The organism is Corynebacterium drakensteinense (assembly GCF_041224285.1).
In the GTDB taxonomy this organism is placed as follows: domain Bacteria; phylum Actinomycetota; class Actinomycetes; order Mycobacteriales; family Mycobacteriaceae; genus Corynebacterium.
The window spans coordinates 35,122-52,754 of the sequence record NZ_JAXOFP010000008.1; the positions used below are offsets into that span (position 1 = coordinate 35,122).

Sequence of the window (17,633 nt, forward strand, 5' to 3'; positions counted from 1 at the left end):
ATAAGCTATTGACTATGAAAAAGCTTCTCACGCCCAACCCACGCAGCTACGGCAGGCCAGAAAACTCCACGCCACAAAACGATGCCGTGCCCACTTCCCACCTGCGCGCCGATAAACAACAGCTCGTCGACGATATGAGCGCGATCGTCGGGACGGAAAACGTGCACGCACGCATTAGTGACGTAGTCCGCTATGCCTCGGATGGCGGCCCGTACCGCTTGCTCCCGCAGGTCATCGTCGCACCCCGCAACACACAGGAACTGGCGCGCGTGATGCGCTATGCCACCAACCATGGCCGTAATATCACGTTCCGTTCTGCTGGCACCTCACTGAACGGCCAGGCCCAGGGCGATGATCTACTGGTCGATCTGAAAACGCACTTCACCGGCATGGAAGTCCGCGACGGTGGCAAAGTGTTGTGGTCGCGCCCAGGGGTGATTCTCGGTGATGCCCAGGCGGTACTCGGCCGCGCTGGTTTCATGCTGGGGCCGGACCCCGGATCAACGTCGGTGTGCACCATCGGTGGTGTGCTCGCTAACAACGCCGGTGGCATGCGCTGTCGGCTGGAAAACGATAGCTATCACAGCATCCGCCAGGCGGAATTCGTTCTGCCTTCGGGCACGATTGTCGACACACGCGCCGGTGACGCGAAATTCCGCTCCCAGGAACCGGAACTGCACGCTGGCCTGCTGCAACTGCGCGACAAGATCCGCAGCGACGAGCAGTTAGTGTCACACTTGCGGGAGAAATTTTCTATCCGCAACACCAACGGTCTACGCTTGGATGCGTTTTTGGACGAAGAAGAACCAGTACGCATCCTGATGCGCCTGTTAGTCGGGTCCGAAGGTATTTTCGGCGCCTTCACCGAATGCGAGCTTGATACCGTCGCGTTGCCGAAGAAGAAGGCTGTGTCCTGGGTGATGCTGCCCGACCTTTTCCAGGCTGCGAATTACGTCGCCCCGCTGATGGAGACCGGCGCCTGGGCCTGCGAGCTCATGGTCGCGCCGGTGATGAAGAAGTCGGTAGAAAACTTCGAGCAGGCGCCAGCCGAATGGGCAGATATTTCCGACGAATCCGCAGCGCTGCTGCTCGAGGTCGGTGGCGCCGATGACGACGAACTGGCCGACGCCATGGATCGCGTCAAAGATGTGCTTGCCGACGCCGAGCTGGGCGCCGAACTGGAATTTCTCACCAGTGATGCGGATATCCGCGGAGCCTGGGCTATCCGTAATGGGTTATTCGGTCTGCTGGGCGCCGACCGCCCGCAGGGATCAGCGTTGATCACCGAGGACGTGTGTTTCCCACCGGCGCAGATCGGTGCGGCTGCTGCCGATTTGCTGCATTTACTCTCACGCTACGGTTACCCGGAAATGGTCATGGGCCATGCCGCCTTCGGTAACCTGCACTTCTTCCTCATCCCGGAATTTGATGATCCGAAAGAAAAGGATAAATACGCCGAATTCCTGCGCGAACTCGCGGATCTGGTGATCGACAAATACAACGGCTCACTCAAAGCCGAGCACGGCACGGGCATCAACATGGCACCGTTCGTGCGCCAAGAATGGGGTGATGCCGCCTGGAATCTGATGTGGGAGGCCAAACAGCTCATCGATCCCACGGCGATGTTGGCCCCAGATGTGAAACTGACCCGACGCGAGGACAACCACCTGCACAACTTCAAATCGTTCCCACGCGTGGAAGCAGAGATCAACCCGTGCGTGGAATGTGGTTTCTGCGAACCAGTCTGCCCTTCCCGGCACGCGACCGTGACCCCACGCCAGCGCATCGTGCTGCGGCGGGAGATGGCGCGCCAGGCCCCCGGCTCGCCGGTGTTGCAGCAGCTGCAGGAAGAATACCAGTACGACGCGGTCGATATGTGTGCCGCCGACGGTACGTGTGCCATCCCCTGCCCCATCAGCATTGATACCGGTGCCGTGATGAAGAACCTGCGCGCCAAGCAGACCACCCCGCGCGCGGAAAAGGTCGCTTTGACCACCGCCGAAAAATGGGATGTCGTGGAAAAGCTAGCCCGGGCGGGCATCATCAGCGCGAACAAGGTCGGCGAAAAAGCTGCTGGGTGGGCTGCCAACGTAGCCCGGAATGTGATTAACCCGGATTTGGTGCCGTCGGTGCCTGGCGCCTTGCCGCAGGCAGCGGACCGTTTGCCAGCTACCGAACGCGCCGGAGCCAGCGCGGTGTATTTCCCGGCCTGTGTGAACCGGATTTTCGGTCGGCCGGCTGGGTCGGATCCCGAATCCGTCGACCTGCCGCGCGCCATGGTGGAACTTGCTCGCCGCAGCGGCCAGTCGCTGTGGATCCCGGATGATGTCACCGGTTTTTGTTGCGGCACACCGTGGTCGTCGAAAGGCTACCAGGATGGCTTTAACCACCAGGCGCACGCGATCGTGCGGAAATTCCACGAGTGGTCGCAAGGTGGCGAATTGCCGATCATCATCGATGCCTCCAGCTGCACTCACGGCTTGTTGTCCGGCGTGCCCGAGGTGCTGGATGCCGAGACGAAGCAGCTTTACGACGAGCTGCGCATCATCGACATCGTCGAGTGGCTGCATGATGATGTCATCGACTACCTGCCAATTCACCACGACATGGGCACCATCGCAGTGCACCCGGCCTGTTCTACCCAGCATATGAGCCAGACTGACGCACTCGTCGCCGTCGCCAATCGTGCGGGACGGGCGACTATTCCGTTCGGGGCGATGTGCTGTGGGACTGCCGGCGATCGCGGATTGTTGCACCCAGAATTGGTGGAATCTGCCACCCGCGAAGAGCGTACCGGCTTGGATGCCCGGCATTACGACGCCTTTGTCTCGTCGAACCGCACCTGCGAGATGGGCCTGGATGTCGTCGCGGGCTACCAGTTCGATTCGGTGGCGGTGTTGCTGGAAAAGGCCTCGCGGCCCGTGGTCACGCCGTAGTTTGCGGCGGCACGCGCTGCGCCGGCACTAAGGTGTACCGGCACGCGCTGCGCCGGCACTAAGGTGCGCCGCGGCTAACTTCACGAAGCACCGGGAACCTGCGCTGGTTTTGCTCAGTCCAACAAGGCTGTACCCCCTGGCACTACGCTAAAAAACCAGCGAAAGGACCCTGATGACTGCGCCCGCGGTAGCCACAGTAACCACAGCCACCCCACCTGCTTTTGCGAACTGCATCCCGGTCATGCGCCCGACCGGCTGGGTGGATCAACGTGGATTAAGCGATGATGGCTTCTGTGATTCTTTAGCGCACCTGCCGTTGTCACGGTCCACGGCGGTCACATTGCGTGTCGACGACATCACGCTGAGCCACCGCGCCCTGGCGGAATTTGATCTGCCGATGCGGCGCGCCTGGGATCTATCCGCCGATAACGTCTTACGGGCCGCCCATACCCCGCAGGGCACCCAGTTTTGGACCAGACCCGCAGCGCAGTTACTGGGCAACGATGCCCCACTGGGTCTGCAGCTGCGATCCTGCCCCGTTCCCGCCACGACGTGGCTCGCGCACCCACATTTGTTGACCGTCATGCACGATCATCTCGCGCGATTATTGGGCACCGACAGCCTGATTTTCTTAGCCCCGAATACTGAGACCTTGCTGGCGCTGACGGATTGCACCATCCCCGCGGCTTCGGCCTGGTTGCATGTCGCAGCCGAGCACACGCAAGGCTTGGCAGGCACACACAATAATGCACATTCTCGTTTATTGTGCCAGGCACCGTTGGTGGCCGCACACGGTTTCCCGACGGAATTGTGCTGAGCGCATGCCGCTAGCTGTAGTGTGCGAGACGTTTAGCTCCGGTGCTTTCCGGTGAATTTTTCCATCTCACGGCGGTCCTTCTTCGTCGGCCGTCCGGCACCGGGATCGCGCTTCGGCACCGTCGGTTGCAGCGGCTTCGGCGGCGCCGGCGGAGAATGATCGATATAGCAATGCTCCGCGATCTTCGCCCCCACTCGCTTAGACACCGTCGCGTTAATCTCTAAGCGAAATTCGCGGTCATCTTTCCACAAGGTAACCCGCAACCCCGGCACCACCGGCGACGACGGCTTGGCAACCTTGTCACCAATCAATACGTGCCCGGCTTTGACTGCTTTGGTGGCCTCAGCACGCGTTTTGAAAAATCGCGTCGACCATAGCCAAGCATCAATACGTACCGGCGAGGCCGACGGTTCATTCGCTTTCGCGGTTGCGTTCGTGTGGGATTTCATCAGCACAATCGTTCTTGATAGTCAGCGCTGCTAATAGCTATCGCGGTGGTTGATGATCTTGCGCACCTTGCTGTAGTTGTACACACCACCGACGACGGCCACGACAAAACCAAGGAGCAACCAGAACCCAGAGCTGGAAAACAAAAACGCGAACAACAGGCCGCCGCCGAGACCAGCGCCAACGCTAATCACGCCGTTTTTGGAATATTTCCGCACGGCTGCTTTGCGTCGTTCAATGGGGTTTTGCGCAGAAGGTTGCATGCTCATGTCCGTCGATTCTACCGTTTTTCCGCCCACGCTGTCCCAGCTTCCACCAGCTGTGCAGTGCCAGCGGTCAACGCCGCAAGCTGCGATTCAAGTTGCTCGAAATCATCCGGGGAAATGGCCAAGGTGTAGGTGACCTCGGCACCGTACTGCGTATCGGTGATCGCGATATTTTTCGCGCGCAGCTCGGCTTCATATTTCTGCGCATCAGCATGCGAAAAACTGACCTCGTACAAGTTGCGCAAACAGCGCCACCGACGATCCACCTGCTCGAGCGCATCGCTGGCGGCTTGCGAATACGCATGCACCAGACCACCCGCGCCGAGCTTAATGCCACCAAAATAGCGCACCACCACACACGCCAGATCGTGCATCCCGGAACCAGATAGAACATCCAAAATGGGCTTGCCAGCGGTACCTCCTGGTTCGCCGTCGTCAGACGAGCGCTCCACCGGGTTGGCTCGTTCGACGCGATAAATATAGGCGGAACAATGGTGCCGGGCATCAGGAAACTCAGCACGGACGCGGTCGATGAATCCGCGGGCTTGCTCATCATTGGCTACCCGCTCAATGATGCTGATAAACCGCGAGCGTTTAATCTCGATTTCCGCGCGGAACGACTCGCCGCCTGCAGGCAGCTGATAGCAATGTTTCATTCCTCGCTCAGTTCTATTTCACCAAATAGTCGTATTCCGAGGTGCCCGGCAACAAACGCTGGCACTCAATTGCGGAATCGGCCATACGCTCGAGCAGTGGCTCCAGATCCGTCGCGGCACCAAGTTCCAGCCCCACCAGGGCGGCACCGGTTTCCCGGTTATTACGCTTGAGGTATTCGAACAGGGTGATGTCGTCGTCAGGGCCAAGAATTTCCATCAAAAAGTGTCTTAACTGGCCGGGTTCCTGCAAGAAGTTAACCAAGAAATAGTGTTTGAGCCCGCGGTCCACCAGGCTGCGTTCCATGATCTCGGCATAGCGCAGCACATCGTTGTTACCGCCCGAGATAATGCAGACCACCACTGATCCCGGCGCAATCTCCATTTTGCGTAACGCCGCCACCGACAGCGCACCGGCGGGTTCGGCGATGATTCCTTCGTCTTGGTACAGGCCTAGTTGCGCGGTGCACACCGCACCTTCAGACACAGTCAGGTGTTGGATGCGCTCACGATTAGCGTCGATGATCTGGAAGGGTTTCGCCCCGATGCGCTTGACTGCTGCACCATCAACGAAGGCATCGACGGTCTCCAGGGTCACTGGCTCTCCGGCGGCCAGGGCCGCTTCCAATGAGGCCGCACCTTGTGGTTCAGCACCGACCAGTGCGGCGGTCGGTGCCATATCGGCAAAATAGCTGGTGATTCCCGCCAGGAGGCCGCCGCCACCGACCGGGACGACGACGGTATCCAGGCTATGCCCGCGCGCCGAGAGCTGCGAGAGGATCTCTGCGGCAACGGTGCCTTGGCCGATAACGGTATCGCGGGCGTCGAAAGGCTCGATGACCGTCGAGCCGTGCTTGGCGGCTTCTTCCCGGGCCGCGGCTGCTGCTTCGTCGAAGTTGGCTCCAGTGACCACCAGCTCGACGGCCTCGCCACCGTGAACTTTGATGCGGTTGCGTTTTTGCTTCGGGGTTTTCGTCGGCACGAAAATCTTGCCCTTGATGCCCATGGTGCGGCAGGCATAGGCGACGCCTTGGGCGTGGTTGCCGGCCGAGGCTGCGACGATGCCTGTTTCGCGCTCGGCTTGGCTCAATTTCGCGATCGAATAATACGCGCCACGGATTTTGTAGGAACGAACATCTTGCAAATCTTCACGTTTGAGGAAGATCTCTGCGCCGGTTTCTTGTGACAGCCGTGGGCAATACTGCAAAGGCGTGGGGGCGATGACGCTCGAAATTCGGGACTGCGCCAGCTGAATATCAGAAGCCCGCACGGGCTCGAAATTATCCGGGGATGCTGTGGCAGTCTGCGGGGTAGTCATAGCCACTTATTGTAACCACCCCTGTACCCAGCACATAGCTCGAGGTTGCAACAGACGAGCCAGGAGCGTCGGCGGCTTAAGTCTGCGCCATGACGATGCCCGGGCCCATCGCAGCTTTCAAATCGCCCATCAAACTGCTGGAGCGCTCCACTGCGAGATGATCGCCCAACACCAAAACTTCTTCTGCCTCACCGTGGCTTAGCGTCAAGTAGACCTCGGTATCGCCGGGATGTTCCAGCAGCACGGCTTTCAGCGCGGCGATGGTTTCCAGCGAGCACTGTTGCGTCGTCAAATGCAGCCGCAGCGGAAGGCCTGCTCCCCCACCGCGTCCTAGTTCTGGCACGCGCATGTCATTACCGATGACTTTCTGGTCACCATCACCCCAGACCTGGATCTGGGCTTTGAACAACACGATATTGTCTTCGACGATGTCTTCGGCCACCAACGAATAAGCTTTACTGAACACCCACACGTCAACCTGCGCACCGTGGTGATCTTCGATAGTGACGATCGCCCACGGCGAGCCATCCTTTTTGGAAAAGCGCCTGTCGACGCTAGAGATAATCCCGCCGATGATGACGTTCTGCTTGGGGTTTAACTCACCGGAGACCACCGTCGTCAAGGCGGTATCGGTGTATGAGGCCAACGCTTGCTCGAAGCCATCAAGTGGATGGCCGGAAACGTAGAGCCCCAGCATTTCACGCTCGAGTGCTAATTCATGTTTGCGCTCCCAGGACTCATCCGGGACGGTGATGCTGAATGCGTTGTTTTCGCCGTCATCACCGCCCATCCCGGCGAAGAGATCAAATTGTCCCTTATCTGCGGCTTTCTTCGTCGACTGCACCGAATCGACGGCATCTTCTTGGATCAGCATCAAGCCTTTGCGGGGATGACCCAACGAATCGAAGGCGCCGGCTTTGATCAGAGCTTCGGTAATGCGTTTGGAACACGGCAGCAATTCGATCTTGTCCAGATAATCGCCAAATGAACGATACGCGCCTTTTTGTCGGCGGGTTTTGATAATCGAGTTGACCACTTCCGTGCCGACGTTGCGCACCGCGCCCATGCCGTAGCGAATATCCTTGCCGACGGCCATAAACTCCACGTCGGATTCATTGACATCCGGTGGCAAGACGTTGATGCCCAGGTGGCGGCAGTCTGCGAGATAAATCGCGGATTTGTCTTTCTTATCACCCACTGAGGTCAGCAGCGCGGCCATGTATTCCGCGGTGTAATAAGCCTTGAGGTAACCCGTCCAGAACGAGACCAGACCATAGCCCGCCGCGTGCGATTTGTTGAACGCGTAGGAAGCGAAAGGCTCGATAACGCCCCACAATGTATCGCAGGCTTCTTTGGAATAGCCGTTTTCTGCCATGCCGGACGAGAACTTCTCGTACTGCTCGGCCAGCACTTCCGGTTTCTTTTTACCCATGGCTTTACGGAAACCATCCGCCTCACCAGCGGTGTAATTCGCGAGTTTCTGCGAAATACGCATGATCTGCTCCTGGTAGACAATCAGGCCATAGGTTTCGGCCAGGATGTCTTCCAGTGGTTCCGCCAACTCTGGGTGAATCGGGGTGATGGGTTTGCGTCCGTTTTTACGGTCTGCATAATCCAAGTGTGCGTTAACGCCCATCGGGCCTGGTCGATACAGCGCAAGCGCTGCGACGATGTCTTTAAAGCCCGTCGGGTTCATGCGTTTCAGCAGCTCCTGCATGCCGGTGGAGTCCAGCTGGAACACGCCCAGGGTTTCACCGCGTGATAGCAGGCGGTAGACCTCCGAGACTTCCTCGGCATCGGGAGCCAGAGTTTCCAGATCGATTTCTTCACCCCGGTTTTGCCGGATATTGCGCAGCGCATCACCAATCACCGTGAGGTTGCGCAGCCCCAGGAAGTCCATCTTCAGCAGGCCGATGGCCTCGCAGGCCGGATAATCCCAGCCGGTGATGATCGCCCCATCCGCGTTGCGCTTCCACATCGGGATATGTTCCATCAGCGGCACCGAGGCCATAATCACCGCACACGCGTGTACGCCCGGTTGGCGCACCACGCCTTCCAGGCCGCGGGCGGTGTCATAAATCTTTTTCACGTCCGGGTCCGACTCGATGAGGTTGCGCACCTCGGTGGCCTCGGAATAGCGCTCGTGCTCCGGGTCCATGATCCCCGAAAGCGGAATGTCCTTCGCCATAATCGGCGCCGGAAGTGCACCGTTGATGCGGTCGGCCATCTGAAAACCGGGTTGGCCAAAGTGCACCTTCGCGGCGTCCTTGATCGCCTGCTTGGTTTTGACGGTGCCGAAGGTGATCACCTGGGCAATTTTGTCTTCACCCCAGCGTTGCGCAGCATAGGTGATCATCTCTCCACGACGGCGATCGTCGAAGTCGATATCGATATCGGGTGCCGACGGGCGTTCTGGGTTCAAGAAACGCTCGAACAACAACCCATGTTCAATCGGATCAATATTGGTGATGGTCAGCGCGTAGGCCACCAGCGCACCCGCGGCCGAACCACGGCCCGGGCCCACCCAAATTCCCACCGAGCGGGCATATTTGATGATCTCGGCAACGATCAAGAAATACGACGGGTAGCCCTTGCCGTCGATGACGTCGATCTCGTATTCCGCGCGGTCAATGTATTCCTGCGGGATGTCTTTGCCAGGAAAGCGCTCTGCCAGGCCTTCCATCACCTCGTGATGCAACCACGTGGTCGGCGTATAGCCTTCGGGCACGTCGGCAATCGGCATGCGGTCATGGGAGTGTTCTTCCCACATCGAGGAATAATCACCAACGCGCTCGGCGATCCACAAGGTGTTATCGCAACCATCCGGCACCATGTGATCCCAAGTTTCGCGCATTTGTTGCGCGGATTTGATGTAGTAGCCATCGCCGTCGAATTTGAAGCGATCCGGGTCTTGGAAAGTCTTGCCGGTTTGCACGCACAGCATCGCTTCGTGGGCTTTGGCCTGTGATTGCAGCACATAGTGGCAGTCGTTGGTCACCAGCGGTGGCAGTTCCAGTCGTTTGCCGATCTCGAGCAGCTGATCCCGGGTGCGCTTTTCGATGTCCAGGCCGTGATCCATCAACTCCAGGAAGTAATTTTCCTTGCCGTAGATGTCTTGCCACATCGCCGCAGCCTCTAAAGCCTCGTTGAATTGCCCCAGGCGCAAGCGGGTCTGCACATCCCCCGAGGGGCAGCCAGTGGTAGCGATGATGCCGTCGGCATGCTCGGCAATCAATTCGGCATCCATGCGTGGCCACTTACCCAATTGACCTTCATAAGAAGCCAGCGACGAGAGTTTGAACAGGTTCTTGAGGCCAGTGGCGTTTTCCGCCAACATCGTCTGGTGCAAATAGGCACCGGAGGCGGAGACGTCGTCACGCTTTTGATCTGGGGTTCCCCAACGCACGCGGTTTTTATTGAACCGAGATTCCGGAGCCATATAAGCCTCAATGCCGATGATCGGCTTGATGCCATTGGCCGTCATCCGGCGATAGAAGGCATCGGCACCGAACATATTGCCGTGGTCCGTCATGCCCACGGCTGGCATTTTTTGGCGATTAACCTCTTCCGACAGCAGGTCTACTTTGGCCATACCGTCCAACATGGAAAACTCTGTGTGGTTGTGCAGGTGGACGAAAGAAGAGTTTTTAGCCATGGCGTTAGTTTAGCGCCCGGTGGCTGGTTCTCAAGCGTGCTGTTCTAAGGCCTTTTCTGGGTTGGCATGGGCGCGGAGAACAGAAAACGCAACGACTGCCCCGACAAGCACGGCAAGCAACCCTGGCCAGGCAAAAGAACCGTTGAACACGCCTATGACCAGGCTGAAACATCCCGCGAAAATCGCGAGTAAAGCGACGGTGAAAGTAATCGATTCTCGCTTCTTCATAGACCCGAAGTTTAGTCGAATTCGATTGCCAGTGGTGCTTATACTCCGGCTACCGGCGGGCTAATTCCGAATTGCCGCCACACCGCATCGGCCGGCAACACCTCGATGGTGGCGATCGCCGGATTGTCCGCCAGCAGAGCCAGGTTTTCTGGGCTCTCGAACGCGATCACGGCGCTGATCTGTGGGAGATCGTGCGGTGCGACGGCGGTGGTAGCGCTGGCACTGCCGACCGCCGTGGTGCCAGTCCTCGCACTATCAGTCGCCGCGGTGTCAGTCCTCGCACTGTCAGTCAGGGCGGTTGCGAGCGCAGCTGCGAGCGTGGTCTGAAAAATTTCACCACGACTGGCCGAGGCCGCCGGTTCTGGGGTTGCCAAGATCTGCCCATCATGCGTAATGATGGTTCCCACCCGCTGCAGATCTGCGAAAAGTTCGCCGGCTTCGGCGGCAGCTAGTGGCGTCGTCAAGCTCAGCATGGCATAAGCGCTGCTGGTTGGTGCGCGCTGCAGCGCGGCAGCCAGGGATTCGTCGGCATGCTGCTGGTACTCAGCGCTGGTCTGCCCGGTGTGCGGGCCCAGGTGGTCGCCAGCAAACGGTCGCGGGCGTGCATAGTCGCTGCCACCTGCCAGCCATATCAATGCCGCGACCAGCGAGCCGATCACCAGTGTTGCGCCCATGCTGCGAGTGCTCATCGCGTTGTCCCTGCGATTCCTACCGAATTCCTGCCGAAACGGTTGCTGTTTTCGTTTTCTGCCGCCCCGGTCATTGCCGGAGTTTGCCCAGTGCAGCGGCGAGATCATCCGGGTACGGCGCCTCAATTTCCATCCAGTGCCCATCGCCGGGGTGATGGAAACCAACTTTGACAGCGTGCAGCCACTGCCGCTGCAGGCCGAGCCGCTGCGCCAGATTGGGATCAGAACCATACATCGGATCACCGCAACACGGATGCCCCAGGGCCGACATGTGCACGCGAATCTGGTGGGTGCGGCCGGTTTCCAGCGAAATTTCCAGCAGGCTCGCCTCGCGGAAGGCCTCAAGCAGCCGGTAATGGGTGATGGCGCGTTTGCCGTCGTCGGTGACCGCAAATTTCCACCCGGCGCTGGGGTGGCGGCCGATCGAGCCGTCGACAGTACCTTCGATTGGGTCCGGCAGCCCCTGCACCAACGCATGATAGGTCTTGGACACAGTGCGCTCGCGGAACGCATTTTTCAGGCTGCTATATCCGCGTTCCGACGCCGCGACCACCATCACACCGGAGGTGCCAACATCCAGGCGCTGCACGATACCTTTGCGCTCTGGCGGACCGGACGTTGAGATACGGAAACCCGCAGCCGCCAAGCCCCCGACGACGGTTGGCCCTTCCCAGCCGACGGTTGGGTGTGCGACCACGCCGACGGGCTTGTGTACCGCGATCAGATCATCGTCGAAATACAGGATGTCCATGCCCTCGACGAGTTCTTCTTTGGGCACCAGTGGTTTCGCCGGTTCCGGCAGCGTGACTTCCAGCCAAGCGCCCTCATGCAATCGGTCAGACTTGCCGACGCTGGTGCCGTCGACAAGCACATCACCAGCAGCGCTCAGGTTGGCGGCGACGGTGCGCGATAAGCCCAATAGTTTCGCCAGGGCAGCATCGACGCGCATGCCAGCGAGGCCTTCGGGGACGGGCAGCGAGCGGGTCTCGCGGCGGTTAGCGCTCATCGTCGGCCTCATGTTCTGTTGTTGCTGCGGTGTCTGTCGTTGCTGCGGTGTCGCTCGCGCGAGCGGTTGCCCCGGCGCGGCGTTCTTCGGTCAACACGGCGATAAGGAATAAGCCCACGCCGACGGTGATGAATGAATCTGCGATATTGAAGATGGCGAAATCTCCGACGGAGATGAAATCGACCACGTGACCGAACCAAAACCCGGGCTCGCGCACCAAGCGGTCGACGAGGTTACCGCCCGCCCCGCCGGCGACCATGGCCAGAGCGACGGCTTGGAAGCGATCATCAATACGCGGTGCAGCGATGATCACGCCGACCAGGAACACTAGTTGAAACGTCGTAAAGAGCCAGGTAGAAGACTCGCCGCCCAAGGAGAATGCCGCACCCGGGTTGTAGACCAGCAGGAAGCGGAACCAATCACCAATGATGTGCAGTGCTTGGCCTGGCTGCAGTGTGGCTTCGATGACGAGTTTGCTGGCTTGATCAACCACGACGACGGCTGCGATCAGCAGCAACATGAGCCGCAGGTGTGGTGCGCGTCGTCGAGTTGGCAACGTTTTTAACCTAGTCACGGCCTTTATTGTTCCCGAAAATGGGTTTTACGTGAAATTGCCGCGCTGGTTAGACTAGCTGGTGTGAATTCTGCTGCTAGTTTCCGACGGTTTTCTTCCCGACGCACCACCTCCGGGCGCACGGATTCCCGGCGCCTTGCCGCGACTGCCCTGCTGACAGCTTCTGCGCTGATGCTTGCAGCGTGTGGTGATGATGGCGCTAGCGACGCCGGCGATTCCGCTGCTGGCAGCGCGGGAGACCGTCGCGGTACGCCACCAGCAACCGAAAATGCCGTGGGCTTGCCGATCGACGCTCCCCGCATTGAGGTTGCCTCGACGGGCGAAGGCGAGCGTGCCGTTTTGGCCTATGACGACGTGGATGCCGAGCAAGCCGTTGATATTGAGGTCACCGAGGGCTTCGAGCAGTTCGTCGTGCGCAATGAGCAGCTGGTGACTGCAGCACCAGACACCGGCGCGGGCGCGGATACAACTCAGGGGCCGGGTGCTGACGATTCGGTGACCACTACCCTGCCGGTCGCCGGGTCAGTGCTGGTTCCGGAAGGTTTTGAGGATTCCACGCCGGGCGCCGATGCCGCGCGGCACGTGGATTTCCGGGTGCGCGATCCGCAGATTTCGGATACCGGGTTGGCAGAACAGATCGCTTCGGCTGATGGTTTTGGCTTCGGTTGGTTGGCCGAACCCAATGGGCAGTTGGCTACTTTGTTGTTGGCAGCCCCGCAACAGGCAGGCGATGAAGCCCGCGCGATCGTGGAGCAATCCATCACGAAATTAGTTTCCGCCCCGGTGATCTTCCCAGAAGAAGCCGTCGGCGTGGGTGCGCGGTGGTCGGTGGATTCGCGGGTCACCGGTGAGTCGACGATGCTGCAAACCACGACTTTCGAAATCACCGAGCTTGCCGACGACACTGTTGAGTTGGACATTTCTATCGAGCAGCGCCCGGCGTTGGGTGCACTGTCGCTGGAGGGCCTGGCCGGTGCGGAAGGCTTTGCCGACGATACGTTGAATGTCACCAGCTCTAATACGCGCTCACATGGATCGCTAACGGTGGATTTGCGCAAGCCACTGCCGGTTGCTGGCGAGTTGGATTACACCACCCGCGTGGTTTACGGCACCGACGGCAGCGACGCCAGCGTGGTGCAGGATTCGTCGACGCGCCTGCGGTTTACTACCGCGCAATAGGCGCGCCACGGCTGCGTCATAGTGCTGTGTCATAGTGTGCATCGTTGACATCGCCAGCTGCCGTGGTCGCAGGCATTTTATGTGACCACAGGCTCTGCCGAACCATCAGACGCAACACAGATTATGTTCGTGTCAAAAACCGAGTTTTGCAGGTAATTCAATTTAGTGAAACCGGCTGTGTTAACGTCTGTTTCGTGATTTGCATTACCGATCAAGCCCCAGTTTCTGGTGGCTAACTGAATCGATCTAGCAACACGCAGCATTTTGACAACCTCGCGCTGAGCGCATCGTTACGAGACTCACCGCCATGAGGCTGTTCTTTGCCCCACTCACAGTTCGGAGACCCCCATGAACCAATTTATGGTTAATACCGAAGCGATCGGGGAAAGCCTCGGCCTCACAGCCCTGGTTTCCGCCGTCCCACTGTTGACCTTCTTCGTCATGCTGTTGTTCGTAAAAGCACGCGCGCACACCTCTGGTGCCGCTGCCCTACTTGCAGCATTGTTGATCGCCATCTTCGGCATGAACATGCCGTTCGACGCCGCAATTTCCTCGGCATTCCGCGGTGGCCTCTTCGGTCTTTTGCCCATCGTTTGGGTGATCATGATGGCGATCTGGTTCTACCAGGTCACCGTCGTTTCTGGCCGATTCGAAGATCTACGCCGCACCTTTGATGCCTTGGGCAACGGCGATATCCGCATCCAGGCCATCCTCATCGCATTCTGTTTCGGTGGCCTGCTCGAAGCCCTCGCCGGTTTCGGCGCACCAGTTGCCATCACAGCAACGATGGTTCTCGCATTGGGAGTCAAACCGCTCAAGGCCGCAACCACCGTGCTGTTGGCTAATACCGCGCCGGTAGCTTTCGGCGCCGTCGCCATCCCGATTACCACCGCCGGTAACGTCGGTGGCCGTAGCCTGGAACAGACCGAAAACATCGCTGCAATCGTCGGCCACCAGGCACCATTTTTTGCCTTCTTCGTGCCATTCATTCTGCTCTTCATCCTCGACGGCACTCGCGGTATGCGCGAAGCTGCCCCGGCAGCAGCCGTCATCGGGGGTTCTTTCGCCATCGCACAGTGGTGGGCATCAAACTTCTTCGCATACCAACTCACCGACATCGTCGCCTGCCTGGTTTCCCTGGGCGCTGCGTTCGCCTTCCTGCGCGTTTGGCAGCCGAAGGGCGTTGCCGCGATGCGCAAGCGCTTGAACATTCCAGAGCGCGAAGACGACGGAGAAGTTTTGACCAAAACCCGTGTGTGGATGGCCCTGCTGCCATACGCAATCGTCACGGTCATCTTCGGTCTGGCGAACCTGGGCAAGACCATCCCCGAGTTCTTGGACAAAGCAAAGATCTCGTTCGCATGGCCGCTGCTGACCGACCGCCTGGTCAATGCGTCGGGAAGCGTCATCGACACCTCCTATAGCTTCAAGATCATCAACAACCCAGGCACCCTGCTGCTGATCTCCGGCATCATCGTCGCAGTCATCTACGGCATCTTCAACCACAACGGCAAGTTCCGCGTGAAAAGCAGCGCCGTCCTCGGTGAGCTGACCAGCACTGCCTACAAGATGCGCTGGACTGCGCTGACCATCGTGACGGTTCTTGCGCTGGCTTATGTCATGAACTACTCCGGCCAGACCGTCGCTATGGGTACCTATGTGGCCTCGCTGGGTGCAGTCTATGGATTCCTTGCGCCGGTGCTGGGTTGGGTTGGTACCGCGATCACCGGTTCCGATACCTCTGCCAACGCGCTGTTCGCGAACCTGCAGGTTACCGCCGCCAACAACATCGGCCTCAACCCGGATCTGCTGCTGGCTGCCAACACCACCGGTGGTGTCGTCGGCAAGATGATCTCGCCACAGTCGCTGGCGATTGCCGCCACCGCCGTGAGCCTGGAAGGCAAAGAGAGCGCGATCTTCAAGTCCGTCGTGGGGTACTCGATCGTGCTGCTGATCGGGCTGTGTACCCTGGTCTTCTTGCAGACGAACATCTTGTCTTGGATGGCGCCGGTCGTGAACTAGTTCCGTTGGCTGCCGCGGTTCAACCTACAACGTCAAAAGCCGCCCAGGTACCACGTTTTTGCAACTGGAACCGGGCGGCTTTGTCGTGCGCCTATTTACTGCACGTATTTACTGTGCTTCTGCAGGCGGAGCATCGTGGCCTTCGTGCCCTTCGTGGTGGCCTTCTTCGATGACCTCTGCTTCATTCGGCGGAACCTCGACGTCACCTTCCGAACATGTCGCTGGAACCTGCTCTGGTTCGACGGTGTTGGTGATCAGCACACAAGCCCAGTCACGCGAGAGCTTCCAGTGGCCATCCTGGTAGATGAACTCGACTTCATCGGCTGACTGCACATCACCGTCTGGCGTCGTGAAAGCCACGGTTGCCAAAGCAGAGTTAGTAACGTAACCCGGGATCACCGGATCCACGACGTTGAACTCCGCGCCAGATTCTTCCTGCGCGGCAGCCATCGTGTCGAACAGTTCTGGGAACTCTTCGCCGCCTTCGACGGTGTTCACGCGCTCTTCTTGCGGCAGGCTGGAATCGGCGGCACGCCGCAAAACCTCGTTCAGTTCTTCTTTCGTCGGCACGCCAACAGCTTCGCTTTCAGCCGGGGCGCTGCTGGCGGCGCTGCTGGTGGTTTCGGCAGCATTATCAGCGTTGTCTGCATCATCGGAACATGCAGCCAGGGTCAACGCCAGGCCGACGGTTGCGGCGGTGATGCTCGTTTTCGTGAATTTCACGGTCAATCCTCCAAAATAGACATTGGGGTCATAGCCCTCGAACCCACAGGTTTCTGGTTCGAAGTCGTAGCGCTCGAAGAAATCTTACCTGCCTGCCTTTTATACTTGAATTCATGACTCGCCACATCGCTATCATCTGCACCGGAGGCACCATCGCGTGCACTGCCGACGACACCGGCGCCCTCGTGCCCACAGTCAGCGGCCACCAGCTTGTTGACGCCGCCGTGCCCGCGCTTGACGACGATGCGCTTGACGACGATGTGCGCTTCCGCATCCTCGACACGTTGCAGCTCGACTCGTCGTCGATCGGGCTCGCCGAGTTGGACACACTGCTTGCCGCAATCGCTGAACAAGCCGCGGATCCCAGCATTGCGGCGGTCGTCGTCACGCATGGCACGGATTCCATGGAGGAATCTGCGTTCGCGACTGCCCTGCTGGTGCGCGGCGCCCCGGTGGTCTTTACCGGTGCGCAGCGTGCGTTTGATCACCCAGCTACGGACGGGCCGCGCAACCTCGCGGGAGCGATTAATCGCGCGGTGGAATTAGCCGACGCCAGGGCAGATGCTGGCTCGTCGGCCGCAACCGCCGTCGAGGTGCACTTCGCCGGCAAGAACCTCCCCGGGCATAGCGTGCACAAGCGGCACACTGCGGAACTCGCGGCCTTCGCCTCTCATGCTCACGACGCCGACTGTACGAACGCTTACTCTGCGAAGTTTCCGGCACCGGTGCAGTTACCGAAGCTGGACGGCTATTTCGTGCCGATCATCGCTGGCTATCCCGGCGCCACCGCAGAACTCGTGGATTATGCCGTCGAGCACCACGCCGACGGGCTCGTCATCGAGGCTTTAGGTTCAGGCAATATGTCGGCAGATCTTGGGCCCGCCGTCGTGCGTGCTCTGGAGCGTGGCGTCCCTGTGGTCGTCGCTACGCGCGTCCCGCAAGGAGCAGTCGCGCTGGCCTACGGCGGCGGTGGCGGCGGCGCTACCCTGGCAGAACACGGCGCGGTCTCTGCCCGCACGGTGCATCCTGGGCAAGCACGGTTGGCGCTGATTAGCGCACTGGCCACCGGGACCGCAGTAGAAACGGTTTTCCAGCTTTTCGACTAAGCTGTAGCGACGTC

Annotated in this window: 15 protein-coding genes; 5 read left to right on the top strand and 10 right to left on the bottom strand. The window is 59.4% G+C overall.

Going from position 1 to position 17,633, the window contains the following annotated elements; all coding sequences use genetic code 11:
* Positions 1–14 precede the first annotated feature (14 nt).
* Positions 15–2,936 carry an FAD-binding and (Fe-S)-binding domain-containing protein gene (locus U1140_RS06055; protein WP_369846642.1) on the top strand — a complete coding sequence of 974 codons (2,922 nt, stop codon included), beginning with the start codon at positions 15–17 and terminating at the stop codon, positions 2,934–2,936.
* Between the two features lie 172 nt (positions 2,937–3,108).
* A complete protein-coding gene (locus U1140_RS06060) occupies positions 3,109–3,753 on the top strand; it encodes a hypothetical protein (RefSeq protein WP_369846643.1) in 645 nt (214 codons plus the stop codon).
* Between the two features lie 32 nt (positions 3,754–3,785).
* Here the strand turns inward: U1140_RS06060 and U1140_RS06065 are convergent, their stop codons facing one another.
* The 9 genes from U1140_RS06065 to lspA all read right to left on the bottom strand — a co-directional run bounded on the left by U1140_RS06065 (position 3,786) and on the right by lspA (position 12,535).
* Positions 3,786–4,202, bottom strand: coding sequence for an RNA-binding S4 domain-containing protein (locus U1140_RS06065; protein ID WP_369846644.1), 417 nt, complete (start codon positions 4,200–4,202; stop codon positions 3,786–3,788).
* A 30-nt stretch (positions 4,203–4,232) separates the two neighbouring features.
* Positions 4,233–4,469 carry a hypothetical protein gene (locus U1140_RS06070; protein WP_369846645.1) on the bottom strand — a complete coding sequence of 79 codons (237 nt, stop codon included), beginning with the start codon at positions 4,467–4,469 and terminating at the stop codon, positions 4,233–4,235.
* A gap of 11 nt (positions 4,470–4,480) precedes the next feature.
* Positions 4,481–5,122: a YigZ family protein gene (locus tag U1140_RS06075; RefSeq protein ID WP_369846646.1), complete on the bottom strand. Its 642-nt coding sequence runs from the start codon at positions 5,120–5,122 to the stop codon at positions 4,481–4,483.
* A 13-nt stretch (positions 5,123–5,135) separates the two neighbouring features.
* A complete protein-coding gene (ilvA, locus tag U1140_RS06080; protein WP_369846647.1) occupies positions 5,136–6,437 on the bottom strand; it encodes a threonine ammonia-lyase IlvA in 1,302 nt (433 codons plus the stop codon).
* A gap of 76 nt (positions 6,438–6,513) precedes the next feature.
* Positions 6,514–10,092 carry a DNA polymerase III subunit alpha gene (gene dnaE / locus U1140_RS06085; protein WP_369846648.1) on the bottom strand — a complete coding sequence of 1,193 codons (3,579 nt, stop codon included), beginning with the start codon at positions 10,090–10,092 and terminating at the stop codon, positions 6,514–6,516.
* Between the two features lie 30 nt (positions 10,093–10,122).
* Positions 10,123–10,320, bottom strand: coding sequence for a hypothetical protein (locus tag U1140_RS06090; RefSeq protein ID WP_369846649.1), 198 nt, complete (start codon positions 10,318–10,320; stop codon positions 10,123–10,125).
* 38 nt (positions 10,321–10,358) lie between these two features.
* Positions 10,359–11,009: a hypothetical protein gene (locus U1140_RS06095; protein ID WP_369846650.1), complete on the bottom strand. Its 651-nt coding sequence runs from the start codon at positions 11,007–11,009 to the stop codon at positions 10,359–10,361.
* Between the two features lie 70 nt (positions 11,010–11,079).
* Positions 11,080–12,015, bottom strand: a complete 936-nt coding sequence (locus U1140_RS06100; RefSeq protein ID WP_369846651.1) for an RluA family pseudouridine synthase — start codon at positions 12,013–12,015, stop codon at positions 11,080–11,082.
* Positions 12,005–12,535, bottom strand: coding sequence for a signal peptidase II (gene lspA, locus U1140_RS06105; protein WP_369846707.1), 531 nt, complete (start codon positions 12,533–12,535; stop codon positions 12,005–12,007). Before lspA ends, U1140_RS06100 begins: the two co-directional genes overlap by 11 nt.
* A gap of 117 nt (positions 12,536–12,652) precedes the next feature.
* Between lspA and U1140_RS06110 the strand changes: the two genes are divergently transcribed.
* Entirely contained in the window at positions 12,653–13,768 is a 1,116-nt protein-coding gene (locus U1140_RS06110; protein WP_369846652.1) for a hypothetical protein, read from the top strand.
* A gap of 348 nt (positions 13,769–14,116) precedes the next feature.
* Complete coding sequence (locus tag U1140_RS06115) at positions 14,117–15,790, top strand: L-lactate permease (protein ID WP_369846653.1); 1,674 nt, start codon at positions 14,117–14,119, stop codon at positions 15,788–15,790.
* A 108-nt stretch (positions 15,791–15,898) separates the two neighbouring features.
* Here the strand turns inward: U1140_RS06115 and U1140_RS06120 are convergent, their stop codons facing one another.
* Positions 15,899–16,513, bottom strand: a complete 615-nt coding sequence (locus U1140_RS06120; protein ID WP_369846654.1) for a WKL family lipoprotein — start codon at positions 16,511–16,513, stop codon at positions 15,899–15,901.
* 113 nt (positions 16,514–16,626) lie between these two features.
* On the opposite strand from U1140_RS06120, the gene U1140_RS06125 reads away from it, so the two are divergent.
* The gene (locus U1140_RS06125; RefSeq protein WP_369846655.1) at positions 16,627–17,619 is read left to right on the top strand and encodes an asparaginase domain-containing protein; all 993 of its coding nucleotides are present in this window, start codon (positions 16,627–16,629) and stop codon (positions 17,617–17,619) included.
* The last annotated feature ends 14 nt before the right edge of the window (positions 17,620–17,633 follow it).

Excerpts from the sequence above, each read along its gene's own strand:
- U1140_RS06095 (WP_369846650.1), bottom strand. The coding sequence starts at position 11,009 with ATGAGCACTCGCAGCATGGGCGCAACACTGGTGATCGGCTCGCTGGTC.
- U1140_RS06100 (WP_369846651.1), bottom strand. The coding sequence starts at position 12,015 with ATGAGCGCTAACCGCCGCGAGACCCGCTCGCTGCCCGTCCCCGAAGGC.
- U1140_RS06055 (WP_369846642.1), top strand. The coding sequence starts at position 15 with ATGAAAAAGCTTCTCACGCCCAACCCACGCAGCTACGGCAGGCCAGAA.
- ilvA (WP_369846647.1), bottom strand. The coding sequence starts at position 6,437 with ATGACTACCCCGCAGACTGCCACAGCATCCCCGGATAATTTCGAGCCC.
- U1140_RS06065 (WP_369846644.1), bottom strand. The coding sequence starts at position 4,202 with ATGAAATCCCACACGAACGCAACCGCGAAAGCGAATGAACCGTCGGCC.
- U1140_RS06060 (WP_369846643.1), top strand. The coding sequence starts at position 3,109 with ATGACTGCGCCCGCGGTAGCCACAGTAACCACAGCCACCCCACCTGCT.
- U1140_RS06075 (WP_369846646.1), bottom strand. The coding sequence starts at position 5,122 with ATGAAACATTGCTATCAGCTGCCTGCAGGCGGCGAGTCGTTCCGCGCG.
- U1140_RS06115 (WP_369846653.1), top strand. The coding sequence starts at position 14,117 with ATGAACCAATTTATGGTTAATACCGAAGCGATCGGGGAAAGCCTCGGC.
- lspA (WP_369846707.1), bottom strand. The coding sequence starts at position 12,535 with ATGTTGCTGCTGATCGCAGCCGTCGTCGTGGTTGATCAAGCCAGCAAA.
- U1140_RS06070 (WP_369846645.1), bottom strand. The coding sequence starts at position 4,469 with ATGAGCATGCAACCTTCTGCGCAAAACCCCATTGAACGACGCAAAGCA.
- U1140_RS06125 (WP_369846655.1), top strand. The coding sequence starts at position 16,627 with ATGACTCGCCACATCGCTATCATCTGCACCGGAGGCACCATCGCGTGC.
- U1140_RS06090 (WP_369846649.1), bottom strand. The coding sequence starts at position 10,320 with ATGAAGAAGCGAGAATCGATTACTTTCACCGTCGCTTTACTCGCGATT.
- dnaE (WP_369846648.1), bottom strand. The coding sequence starts at position 10,092 with ATGGCTAAAAACTCTTCTTTCGTCCACCTGCACAACCACACAGAGTTT.